This is a genomic window from Natronocella acetinitrilica (genome assembly GCF_024170285.1).
Classification (GTDB): domain Bacteria; phylum Pseudomonadota; class Gammaproteobacteria; order Nitrococcales; family Aquisalimonadaceae; genus Natronocella; species Natronocella acetinitrilica.
Genome location: NZ_JALJXV010000004.1, coordinates 141,183 through 152,973 on the forward strand (window position 1 = coordinate 141,183; position 11,791 = coordinate 152,973).

At 62.0% G+C, this 11,791-nt stretch carries 8 protein-coding genes; 5 read left to right on the forward strand and 3 right to left on the reverse strand.

Annotation, left to right across the window (positions count from 1 at the left end; genetic code table 11):
• Positions 1 to 36: 36 nt before the first annotated feature.
• Positions 37 to 1,209, forward strand: coding sequence for a pyridoxal phosphate-dependent aminotransferase (locus J2T57_RS09425; RefSeq protein WP_253477147.1), 1,173 nt, complete (start codon positions 37 to 39; stop codon positions 1,207 to 1,209).
• On the opposite strand, the gene J2T57_RS09430 is transcribed toward J2T57_RS09425, so the two are convergent.
• Together J2T57_RS09430 and queF are read right to left on the reverse strand one after the other, a co-directional pair.
• Positions 1,206 to 1,604, reverse strand: coding sequence for a hypothetical protein (locus J2T57_RS09430; RefSeq protein ID WP_253477149.1), 399 nt, complete (start codon positions 1,602 to 1,604; stop codon positions 1,206 to 1,208). The genes J2T57_RS09425 and J2T57_RS09430 overlap by 4 nt on opposite strands.
• Before the next feature lie 302 nt (positions 1,605 to 1,906).
• Positions 1,907 to 2,296, reverse strand: a complete 390-nt coding sequence (gene queF, locus J2T57_RS09435; protein WP_253477152.1) for a preQ(1) synthase — start codon at positions 2,294 to 2,296, stop codon at positions 1,907 to 1,909.
• A gap of 134 nt (positions 2,297 to 2,430) precedes the next feature.
• On the opposite strand from queF, the gene smc reads away from it, so the two are divergent.
• The 4 genes from smc (at position 2,431) to J2T57_RS09455 (ending at position 10,251) form a co-directional block, all read left to right on the forward strand.
• The gene (gene smc / locus J2T57_RS09440) at positions 2,431 to 5,949 is read left to right on the forward strand and encodes a chromosome segregation protein SMC (RefSeq protein ID WP_253477155.1); all 3,519 of its coding nucleotides are present in this window, start codon (positions 2,431 to 2,433) and stop codon (positions 5,947 to 5,949) included.
• Positions 5,950 to 5,968: 19 nt separating this feature from the next.
• Complete coding sequence (zipA, locus tag J2T57_RS09445; protein WP_253477158.1) at positions 5,969 to 7,003, forward strand: cell division protein ZipA; 1,035 nt, start codon at positions 5,969 to 5,971, stop codon at positions 7,001 to 7,003.
• 69 nt (positions 7,004 to 7,072) lie between these two features.
• Positions 7,073 to 7,618 (forward strand): SufE family protein, encoded by a 546-nt coding sequence (locus J2T57_RS09450; protein ID WP_253477159.1) that lies wholly within the window; start codon positions 7,073 to 7,075, stop codon positions 7,616 to 7,618.
• A 107-nt stretch (positions 7,619 to 7,725) separates the two neighbouring features.
• Positions 7,726 to 10,251, forward strand: coding sequence for a hypothetical protein (locus tag J2T57_RS09455; RefSeq protein WP_253477162.1), 2,526 nt, complete (start codon positions 7,726 to 7,728; stop codon positions 10,249 to 10,251).
• Positions 10,252 to 10,328: 77 nt separating this feature from the next.
• Here J2T57_RS09455 and J2T57_RS09460 read toward each other — a convergent pair whose 3' ends face one another.
• On the reverse strand, positions 10,329 to 11,786 hold the full coding sequence (locus J2T57_RS09460) for a SpoVR family protein (protein ID WP_253477165.1): 1,458 nt from the start codon (positions 11,784 to 11,786) through the stop codon (positions 10,329 to 10,331).
• Between the last annotated feature and the right edge of the window lie 5 nt (positions 11,787 to 11,791).

Sequence of the window (11,791 nt, forward strand, 5' to 3'; positions counted from 1 at the left end):
AATGTTTGCGGCTGGATGAACCCTGGGAGCCGCACCATGTCACTGCCGCGCGCCAATCGCACCGACTCCATTCGTCCCTTCCATGTGGTGGAACTCCTGACCCGTGCGCGTGAGCTTGAGGGGGAAGGCCGCGATATCGTGCACATGGAGATCGGCGAGCCGGACTTCACTACGGCGGAGCCGGTGATTCGGGCAGCCATGGGATGTCTGAGTCGTGGCCTGACGGGTTACACGCCCTCCGCTGGTTTGCCGGAACTGCGCCAGGCCATCGCCCGGCATTATCGGGAAAACAGCAGGATCGCCCTGGACCCCGCCCGGATTCTGGTGACGCCCGGCGGTTCCGGCGCATTGCTATTGGCCCTGGCGCTGCTGGTCAATGCCGGGCAGAAGGTTCTGCTCCCGGACCCAGGCTACCCCTGTAATCGCCACTTTGTACTACACCTCGATGGCGTGCCGGTTGCCGTGCCGGTTTTCGCCGGCAGCGGCTTTCAGCCGGAAGTGCAGGATTTCGCAGCCCACTGGACAGATGATTGTGTGGCCGCAATGGTCGGTTCGCCGTCGAACCCCACCGGCACCATCATCGACGAGTCGCGCATAGCGGAACTGCGTGACTGGCTGGCCGACCGCGATGCGGCGCTGATTGTCGATGAGATCTATCACGGGCTGAGCTACGAGCGGGATCTGCGCAGCGCGCTGGCAGTGCGCGACGATGTCTTCATCGTCAACAGCTTCTCCAAGTACTTCGGTATGACGGGTTGGCGTCTGGGTTGGCTCGTCGTGCCGCCAGGCTATGAAGGGGCGGCCCTGCGTCTGGCACAGAACCTCTATATCGCCGCCTCTACACCGGCCCAGTATGCGGCCCTCGCCTGCTTCACGCCCCAGGCCCACAAGGTATTCGAGGCGAGGCGACAGGCCTTCGCGGAGCGCCGCGACTACCTGCTACCGGCATTGGAGTCGCTTGGTTTCCGGATACCGGCGCGACCGGATGGCGCGTTTTACATTTACGCGGACTGCACAGCCACGGGGATGGACTCTCAGACGCTGTGCAGGGGGCTTCTGGAGGAAGCGGGCGTTGCGGTCACGCCGGGTGTGGATTTTGGAGACAATGCGCCGCGGGACTATGTGCGATTCGCATATACCAGCGATATCGACCGCCTGCGGCTCGGCGTCTCCCGCATGGCCGAATGGCTGGAGCGGGCGCGAAGTTAGCTTACAACTTCGCGCCGCTGTTCGGCTTCCTGTTCGCTGCGCCGGCGGCGGATCTGCTCCCGGGCGAACTGCATCAGCAGGCGGCGATTGCGCTGGCTGATACTGACCGGGGAAAGTCCCGCACGAAGGCGATTGGCAGGGTGGGTCAACTCCACCAGGTAGACCACGCGGCAGCGCATGACCAACGGTTCCAGGCGATGTTCGGCGTGGTTGGGAAGCACCGTCTCGAGGGTGATCTCTTCGCCGGTGTAGAGGGGGCGATCCAGAAGCACTGCAAAACCGCCGGCAAATAGCGACTCTCCCGTGCCGATCAGGGTTTCGCCGGTATCCCTGACCAGGCGTATTTCCTGCTGCCATACCGAGTCCGGCAGGCGGGTATCGGTGGTTCCGTCCATGATCGACTCCTGCCCACAACGAGGCGGGCGTGTGCTGACTCCATCCAGCACAATGCCACAAATCCATGACGGAAGTAATACATCCTGAGGAGGAACGCGAGCGTCTGACGCGCACGGCCCGTAGAGACACGCCGTGAACCATCCATGGGGGCTCGACAGCGACATCCCTGTCGCTGACGGTCCCTTCGGACCGTGCGCGTCAGACGCTCGCGTTTTTCTCAGCCTTCCCGTACACCCAACATCTGATCTGGTCCACAGCCCACCCCAGGGCACAGCATCGGATACTGATATGCAGGTTCCGTTCAGGGGAGTTGAACGGGGGTGGGGGGCGTCCACGCTGGATCGCGGTATTCCGCGATTATACTGGTGTCGATGCCGCCGCGTACGTTGAAGACACCGGTCAGGCGCATGAATCGTGGATTGGTCGCCTTCAACAGATCCTGGAGTATGTCGTTGGTGACCTTCTCGTGGAAGTGCCCCTCGTCGCGGAACGACCACATGTAGAGCTTGAGCGACTTCAGTTCCACACAGGCCTGGTCGGGCACGTACTCCAGATGGAACGTGGCGAAATCGGGCTGACCTGTCTTGGGGCAGAGACAGGTGAATTCCGGTATCCGCATGCGTATCGTGTAATCACGCTCCGGCGCCGGGTTGGGAAAGGTATCCAGCTGTTTCGACGGCTGTGTCGTCATGTCTTTTGTTGACCTCCACGGACAGGGATAATGCGCGGGGAGTTTACGGGCATGCGGCTTGCGGGTCACCATCGATCCTCGGGCGGCATGGCAATGCGGATGCATGCCGGGGTACTGGCGGTGGGCACAGTCTGATGCGGTTGAAGAAGATCAAGCTGGCCGGTTTCAAGTCCTTCGTCGATCCGACCACGGTCAACCTGCCGGGCAACCTGGTGGGGATTGTCGGGCCGAACGGCTGTGGCAAGTCAAACGTCATCGACGCGGTGCGCTGGGTGATGGGCGAGAGCTCCGCCAAGTATCTCCGCGGCGAATCCATGACGGATGTCATCTTCAATGGATCCAACAGTCGCAAGCCTGTCAGTCACGCCGCCATCGAGCTGGTTTTTGACAATACCGACGGAACGCTGGGCGGGCAGTATGCCGGTTATGCAGAGATCTCGGTGAAACGCCAGGTCAACCGTGAAGGCCAGTCCCAGTACATTCTGAACGGCACCCGTTGCCGCCGCCGGGACATTACCGATGTGTTCCTGGGTACTGGGCTCGGGCCGCGCAGCTACGCAATTATCGAGCAGGGCATGATCTCCCGGATCATCGAGGCCCGCCCCGAGGATCTGCGGGTCTATCTGGAAGAGGCGGCGGGCATCTCGCTCTACAAGGAACGGCGCAAGGAGACATCGCGGCGCATTCGAGACACCCGCGACAACATGGAACGGCTCAACGATCTGCGCGATGAGGTGGGTTCGCAGCTCGAGAAGCTCAAGCGGCAGGCGCAGACCGCCGAGCGCTACAAGGCGCTGAAAAAGGAGGAGCGCCAGCTCCGCGCAGAACTGCTGGCCTTGCGCCTGACAGCGTTGGACGGTCAGTTGCGGGATTGCCGGCAGCAGATTGCCGAGCATGAGACGGAGCTTGAGTCCTGCATCGCGGGCCAGCGGGCGGCGGAGCGGGGGCTGGTGGAGGCCCGCGAGCAGCAGCGCGAGCGTGGCGAGGCCATGAACGCGATACAGGGTCGCTACTACGGGCTCGGCAGTGATCTCGCGCGCATCGAGCAGCAGATCGCCCACCAACGTGAGCTCCGCAATCGCCACGAGGAAGATACCGCCGCCAATGCCCGCAGCCTCGCGGAGGTCACCGCCACGCTGGAGCAGGATCGCGAAAAACTTACCATCCTCGAGCAGCGCCTTGAGGAGTTGCAGCCCCGCATCGAGGAAGCCGAAGCCCTGGAAGAAGAGGCGTCTGATGCCATGGTCGAGGCGCAGGAGCGTCTCGACGACTGGCAACAGCGCTGGGATACGTTCAACGGCCAATCCGCGGAAAGCCTGCAGTCAGCACAAGTGGAGCGTACCCGGATCGAGGGGCTGGAGCAGAGCCAGCACGACCTGCAAAGGCGCCGCCAGCGACTGCGCCAGGAGCTGGAAGGCCTGCAGACGGACAGCGTGGAGGAGGCGCTGCAACAGCTCGGCGAACAACACGAAGTTCTGCTGGAGCGCCGCGAGAATACGAACGAGGCACTCGAACAGGCTGATCAGCGCCTTGCAGGCCTTGGTGAGCAGGAAGACGAACTTGGTGAAACACTGCATGAGCTGCGCGGCGAGCTGCAACGCAAGCAGGCGCGGCTGGCTTCCCTTGAAACCCTGCAGCAGAGCGCGCTCGGCGAGGACGACCAGGCGCGGGCGGCGTGGATTGCCGACCAGGGACTGGCTGCGGATCAACGCCTGGCCAGCCGCTTGCAAGTCATCCAGGGCTGGGAGCAGGCCGTGGAGCTTGTGCTCGGTGAGCGCCTGCAGGCGCTGTTACTGGATGGTGATAGTCAACGCCTGGCCAGTGCCGGTCAGTCGCCGCCGGGTGGTCGCTTGCTGCTATTGCAGCCTGGAATGGATGTTCAACAGGCGGTTGCCGGGGATGTTGGCCTGCCCCGTCTGCTCGACAAGGTCACCGCACCCTGGCCCATGGATGATCTGCTCGGAGGGGTCTATTGCGCTGACAACCTTGACCAGGCGCTCGCCGCCCGCCCAAGGCTGGCTGCCCACGAATCCGTCCTGCTGGCGGACGGACGCTGGTTTGGGCAGCGTTGGTTGAGCCTCGGCTCCACTGATGCCTCCGATGACGGGGTGCTGGCGCGGGAGCGTGCCATGCAGGAATTGCGTCAGGCTGTGACTGATGCCGAGGTCGAACTGGCTGATCTGGTGGAGCGCCAGCGCGGCGTGAGCGAACAACGCAGTGAAGCTGCCGAGCGCCAGGCTGAACTGCGCGAGGAGCGCGACAGTGTCGCCGGTGAGCTGGTCCAGGTGGAGTCGCGGCTTGAGAGTCGGCGGCAGCGACTCGCCGAGGTTGCGGAACGCCGTGACGGGCTCACCGAAGAACTGGAGCGCCTTGCGGAGCAGGACGAGGACGCCGCTGCCCGGTTGCGCGCCGCCCGGCGCAATCTGCAGGAAGCACTGGATCGCGGCGAGGCGCTGGACGAGCAGCGTGATTCACTGCAGGCCGAGCGGGAGCAGGCCCAGGCCGCAGTCATTGGGGCGCGGGAGCGGATGCGCGGCTGCCGTGAGCAGCGGCATGATCTCTCCCTGCGTCTCGAGAATGCCCGTACCGCGCGGCATTCCATCGCCGAACACCTGCAGCGGCTGGAGGAACAGCACCAGCGTCTCAAGGAGCGCGAGCGCGAACTTGAGCAGGCGTTCGACGCAGAGTCCGATCCCGAGCGGGCGCTCAACGGACAGCGGGAAACCCTGCTTGCCCAACGCGTCGAGGTGGAGCGTGAACTGAACCTGGCCCGGGAAGGGCTTGCCGCCATTGACGAGCAGTTACGCCGGCAGGATGCCAGCCGAATCGAGAGCGAGCAGGCGGCAGAGCGGATTCGCGAAGCCCTGGAAGCCGCCCGATTACACGAACAGGAGCACAAGGTCCGGCGCCAGACTCAGGCTGAACAGCTGCTGGAGCTGGGCTTCGACCTGGAAACCCTGCAGGAAAACCTCCCTCCGGGTGCCGAGGAGGCGCGTTGGCTGGAGCGCCTGTCTGCCGTGGAGCAATCCATCAACCGGCTCGGCTCCATCAACCTCGCCGCCATCGAGGAGCATGACCAGCTAGCCGAGCGCAAGTCTTACCTGGACCAGCAGCAGGAAGATCTGACCCAGGCGCTGGAAACCCTGGAGTCGGCGATCCGGAAAATCGATCGCGAGACCCGCACCCGCTTCAAGGATACCTTCGAGCGTGTCAACGCCGGCCTCAAAAACATGTATCCGCGGCTGTTTGGCGGTGGTGAGGCGTACCTGGAACTCACCGATGACGATCTGCTGGAAACCGGTGTGACCATCATGGCGCGCCCCCCGGGCAAGCGGATCAGCAACATCCACCTGCTGTCGGGTGGCGAGAAGGCATTGACGGCGGTAGCCCTGATCTTTGCCATCTTCGAGCTAAACCCGGCACCGTTCTGTATGCTGGATGAAGTCGACGCCCCGCTTGACGAAGCCAATGTCGGGCGTTTCAGTCAACTGGTGAAGGAAATGTCCAACCGGGTACAGTTCATCTTCATCACCCACAACAAGACGACCATGGAAATTGCCGGCCATCTCATGGGGGTCACCATGCACGAGGCTGGTGTCTCGCGGCTGGTGGCCGTTGACGTCGATGAAGCCGCCGACATGGCGGTGGCCTGATGCACCAATAGGTTAGAGCATGGACACTTTGCGCTGGATACTGCTGGTTCTCGGTCTGCTGATCATTGGCGGCCTGTACGGATTCTACCGCTGGCAAGAAGGGCGGAACGCCAAGGGCGCCAGAGTCGCCCGGCGTCGGGGTGGCCGCCGTGACCGCCGATCTGATCGCGACGTCGACGATGCCCTGCGGGACCTGGACGATCTGGTGATTGACGATCCCGATGACGACCTGGACGCGCTGTCGGTCTCGCCACTGGATGACGAGCCGGCACCTGTGGCCCGCCGTGAGCGCAAACGAAGCCCGGCGGAAGAGTGGGATGCCGACAAGGCGCGGGCGGACGGCATCCTGTCGCCGCCGCGGGTCCGCCACCGCGCGGCACCCGTCGAGTCCGAGCCGCTGCCTGCAGAGCCGGACCTGCCGGAATGGGCACAGGCGCCCGAGCAGCCTCGGCCCGCCGAGGTCATGCCCGAACCTGACCCGCCCGAGCCCAGGGTTGCGCAGCGCGACTCGGTTATTCCGCGCCCAGCGCCTCGCCAACCCATGCAGAGGGACTTCATTGCGGAAGAGACCCTGGACGAGGACGACGAGGTCATCTACCAGGATGCCGGAGAGAAGATCGTCGTTCTGCATGTCACGGCGGGGGAGGGCTATTGCTTTACCGGGCCCGCAGTCATGGAGACGGCCCGCAAGGTAGGCCTGACCTTCGGCGAGCAGCAGATCTTCCACCGTTACCCCGGTGGTGACCGACGCCGGACGCCGCTGTTCGGCATGGCCAGCATGGTCAAGCCGGGTGTTTTTGATCCGCAGCGAATCGATTCCCTGGAAACCCCCGGGCTGGCCATGTTCCTGCAGCTGCCGGCGCCCTTCGACGGCCTGTCCGCCTTCGAGGAGATGCTGGAGACGGCGCGACGCATTGCGGACGAGCTCGATGGCCATGTGCTGGATGGTCGGCGCTGCGATCTGACGCAGCAGGCAGTAGAACACCTGCGCGAGGAACTGCGTGAATACCGACGTCGGGCACACCTGGCTGCCAAGCGTGGCAAAGTGCACTAAATGATAACTGTTTGCAAATAGGATTAATTCTTATTAATCTGGTCTCTGCGGTGACAGGGAGACCCGGATATGCAGTCCATCGAAGAGCATCCACGTTTCGCACAGCAGGCAGTCGTCGAGACTCTGGCCGGCCTGGATAGCTGGCCGGACCGGTATCGGTACATCATTGACCAGGCCCGGTCGCTACCCCGCTTTCCCGCTGCTCATCGTTGTGCCCGTTACCGGGTGAACACATGCGTATCCTCCACCTGGCTAAGGGCGGAGGGGACTGCCGCGGCGATGCATTTCAGCGGCGCGAGCGACTGCCCCATGGATGCCGGCCTACTGGCCCTGTTGCTTCGGGTCTATTCGGGTTTTTCCGGCGAGGTGATTGTTGCGACGCCGCCGGATTTTCTTGCGCGTTCGGGGTTGTCCGAGCGCCTGACGGCGCATCGCCTGGTGGGTGTGTATGCCCTGGCCGAGCGCATCCGGGGTTATGCGCTTGACCAGTTGTGGCGGGAGGGTGCTCCTGTTGCCGCCCGGGGTCGGACGCCATTAGGGATGGTCCAGCAGTCGAACGCCTTCAGGGGCTTGCCGATCGGCCGGCACGTTTCCGTCCGGCCAGAGTCATTTTAGTCGGCTGAGTGCAGCCCTTCGACGTAGTGCATTTGCACTATCCGCATCACAGCCGAATTGGGCTCTAATGTCGTTTTATTGACGACAACTATCGCCCAGGAGGCTACATGCGCCCACTGACCGTGACATGCGCCCGTGTCGCCAGCTTTGCCTTGCTGACACTGATACTCGCTGCCTGTGTAGGTGGTGGTGGCGGCGGCGGCGGCGGTGGTGGTGGTGATGGTGATGGTGGGGTTGACGGTGACGGCAGTAACGGGCCCAGCGTTTCGCCCTGGTTAACCCAGTCGCATTCCGGCGAAGCACTTGCAATCGATGTAAAGGGCCCAACCCAGGCTGAAATCACCTGGACGGGCTCGGAGGGAGAAGCCTACGACCTGTACATTACCCGTGATATCGAAACAGAGCTGGGCAACTACAGCGTCTATGGCGCCGAACTACTGACAAATGTTTCCGCCCCAGTACTGCTGGATGATCTTGTTGAAGGCGAGCCTGTGTATGTCGCTTTGAAGGTGAATGATGAGCTGCAGGACTGGAGCAGTTTTTCGGCAAAAGTTGCGGGGCTGAATAATGATATTTTTCGAGTAAACGCTGTTCGTACACAGGCTTTTGGTGCAGATGGCACACGTTATGTAGGCGGCTCTTTCGATCAGGCCAACTTGGTGACGGGCTCAGGGGTAGGCTTCCCTGCAAAACTTGATTCCCCCCATGCCCTGGCTTTTCCCGAAGTAAATGGCACGGTCTACGCGACGGTTACGGATAGTAATGGCGGCTGGTATATCGGCGGCGCCTTCACCGAGGTGGGCAATGAAGAGCGTTTGCGGCTGGCTCATGTTGATCATGCAGGACGTTTGACGTCGTGGAACCCCGGGGCCGATGACACGGTACATGCGCTAACCATTGCAGATGATGTGATTTATGCAGGCGGGGACTTTTCGTCGGTGGGCGGCGAAACACGTGACCACCTCGCGACCCTTGATCACGCAGGCGACCTGATGGACTGGGCACAACAACCCAACGGCACGGTGCGCGCCCTTGCCGTTGCCGACGGAGTGCTTTACGCGGGCGGTGATTTCACTGAGGTAGGCGGCGCGGCACGTGATCGCCTGGCGGCCTTTGATACTGCAGGCAACCGGACATCCTGGAGCCCCGGAGCCGATAACACGGTATTGGCGCTCGCGACGGCAGACGGCGTTATTTATGCAGGAGGGTTCTTTACTGAGGTCGACGGCGATACGCGTAATCGCCTGGCGGCCTTCGATACTGAAGGGCAACTCACGAACTGGGATCCTGGCGTCAGTTCGGGAGTATACACACTTGCCATTGTAGACAATGTAATTTACGCGGGAGGAACCTTTTTTTCAGCCGGCGGTGGTACCGGCGAAACGTCGCGCAGCCGTCTGGCCGCCTTTGATACCGCAGGTACTTTGCTCACATGGAATCCTGGCGACAGCGGTAGCCTGCAACCGGTGTTTGCGATTGCCATTGAAGACGGGGTGATCTACGCCGGCGGGCAATTTCGCTCTGCAGGCGGAGAAACACGTCGCCACCTGGCGGCCTTTGATACCGACGGCAATCTGACAGGATGGAATCCCGGGGTCAGTGACATAGTTCGCACACTTTCCATCGCGAACGGCGTGATCTATGCGGGTGGGGAATTCATCTCGGCAGGCAACAAGACCCGAAACAATCTCGCGGCTTTTGATGCCGCAGGCAATCTAACGGATTGGCATCCCGATGTAGAGGCTTTTAGCTCGGTGTTCACGCTCGCCATGGCAGACGGCCTGATTTACGCGGGCGGAAGCTTTACGGAGATAAACGGCCAGACACGGAATCGCCTGGCGGCGTTCGATAGTGCCGGCGAGCTGACCGGATGGAACCCCGGAGCCGAGAACACGGTGAATACACTCGCCATCGCCGACGGCATAGTCTATGCCGGAGGGAATTTTACTTCAGCAGGCGGCGGTACAGGCACAATCACACGCAACCGCCTGGCGGCTTTTGATACTGCAGGCAATGTAACGGATTGGAATCCGGGGGCCGATCGCGCAGTGCGCACACTTGCCATGGCGGACGGCGTGATTTACGCGGGTGGGAGGTTTACTGAGGTAAACGGCGAAACACGTAGTCTCCTGGCGGCCATTGATCCTGATGGCGACCTGACCGCCTGGGCCCCGGGAACCATCGGAGGCACCAGTGTCACAGTATCGACGCTTGCCATTGCGGACGAGGTAATTTACGTCGGAGGCCGCTTTGCCTCGGTCAACGGTAGCACACGCAATAATCTGGCGGCTTTTGATAATACCGCGGGTAACCTGACGGATTGGAATCCCGGGGTCGGTAACATAGTGAACACACTTGCCACGGCGGGCGGCGTGATTTATGCGGGTGGACGCTTTACCTCCGCAGGCGGTGGTACAGGCACAATCACACGCAACGGCCTGGCGGCTTTTGGCATTGGTGGCAACCTGACCGATTGGAATCCCGGGGCCGATGACGTAGTGCAGGCGCTCTCCATTGTTGACGGCGTGATTTATGCGGTGGGGGAGTTTGAGTCAGCAGGCGGCGGTACAGGCAATAATCTACGCAACAGATTGGCAGCCTTTGACGAAACCGGTGGATTACTCGCCCAATAATGAAGACCCCTTCGGGCGATGGTCTTAAGGGAGACACTGATCTATTCGCACGAACGCGCGAATAGATCAGTGTCTCCTTAGTTCTCTTCCAGTTCCACCTGCCGCTCCTCGCCGGCATGATCAACGGTGGCAAGGCGAACAGGCCGTCGCCATACCCGATGGATATACTCGAGGACTTTCCGGGCCCGGTTGAGATCCAGGCCACGACCATCGCTGGCATGGTCGTGGCCCAGTGACAGACTGGCGTCGAGACCCACTGATTCCACATAGATTCGCGGAGCCCCGTAGTTGAACTTGGGGCTCAGGATATTCTCGCGGATATCAGCCAGGTCCCTATCCTTGACGATGAAGCGCTCCTCGCCGGACGCACCAGGACGGCGTGCGTAGTTGAACAACTGCAGTTCGGTGGCCAGGTCCTGGTCCAGGTAATTGCGCAAAAAGCCGAAGTCATCCTCTTCGCTGCGAATCCGCATGGCCGCATCCAGCCCCAGGTCGTCGACGATGCGCTCCCACATCCGAAAGCCGAGATGGTAGGGGTTCACCTGCAGTGCAACGGATTGCTCGCCGGCGTAGGGGCGCACCACGTCTGAATGGGTCTTGATGGCGTCCAGGTAAACCCGGCCGGGCAGGAAGTCCGCCTCGCGCAGGAGTCGCGCATGCCAGTAGCTCGCCCAGCCCTCGTTCATGATCTGACAGGCAAAAACGGGATAGAAATAGTAGGACTCTTCCCGCACCGCCAGGAAAATATCCCGCTCCCAGTCCGCCATGTCCGGTGCGTAATGGGCGATGAACCAGAGCAGGTCGTACTCCGGTGCTGGCGGAATGCGCATGCGCGCCTGCTGCGACCGCGCCGGGCCTGCCGGCTCTTCACCGGGCAGACGATGAAACCGCGCATCAAAGCTCTGGGGGTTCGGCACAGGCTTGTCCGTGGGGGCTGGCGCCTGTTTATATCGGCTCCGGTGCAAGGGCTTGTTGGTGTCGATGTGCTGTTCCAGTGACAGGGCGGCATCGAGTACCGCCTCCACTCGGCGCTCACCATGCTGTTCGATGGCTTCCTGGATGCGATGGGCGCGATCCGCCGTCTGCTCCACGATGTGGTAGCCGACTTCGCGCTGCATGCGGTCAAACAGGCTATTGTTTCGGGAGAAGTCGGCGTGTCCCAGCACATGGGCGGTGACCAGGGTGTTCTCGGAGAGCCCGTTGTCGTTGACCAGATAGGCACGGTTCGGGTCACCGGGGAAGACCACCTCGAAGATCTTGGAGCCGCCCATGCGGTGTTGCACGTACTGGTAGATGTAGCGTACGCCGAAGGACCAATGAGGCATCCGCACCGGCAAACCGTAGACCGCTACCTCCATCATGAACTGATTGGGCACCAGTTCGAAATCCACCGGGTAGAAGCTGAGCCCGTAGTCCCGCGCCATCGCCTCCAGTCGCGGCACATAATCCTGCAGTTGCTCGTTGCCTAGCGGGTCGCCGGGGCAAGCGCCATGATGCTTGTCGCCCGGTCCGTGGCCATGGTCGTGATCATGCACGTCGG

Bases quoted from the DNA above. Each gene is read 5' to 3' on its own strand.
- zipA (WP_253477158.1), top strand. From the start codon at position 5,969: ATGGACACTTTGCGCTGGATACTGCTGGTTCTCGGTCTGCTGATCATT.
- J2T57_RS09425 (WP_253477147.1), top strand. From the start codon at position 37: ATGTCACTGCCGCGCGCCAATCGCACCGACTCCATTCGTCCCTTCCAT.
- queF (WP_253477152.1), bottom strand. From the start codon at position 2,296: ATGACGACACAGCCGTCGAAACAGCTGGATACCTTTCCCAACCCGGCG.
- smc (WP_253477155.1), top strand. From the start codon at position 2,431: ATGCGGTTGAAGAAGATCAAGCTGGCCGGTTTCAAGTCCTTCGTCGAT.
- J2T57_RS09430 (WP_253477149.1), bottom strand. From the start codon at position 1,604: ATGGACGGAACCACCGATACCCGCCTGCCGGACTCGGTATGGCAGCAG.
- J2T57_RS09455 (WP_253477162.1), top strand. From the start codon at position 7,726: ATGCGCCCACTGACCGTGACATGCGCCCGTGTCGCCAGCTTTGCCTTG.
- J2T57_RS09450 (WP_253477159.1), top strand. From the start codon at position 7,073: ATGCAGTCCATCGAAGAGCATCCACGTTTCGCACAGCAGGCAGTCGTC.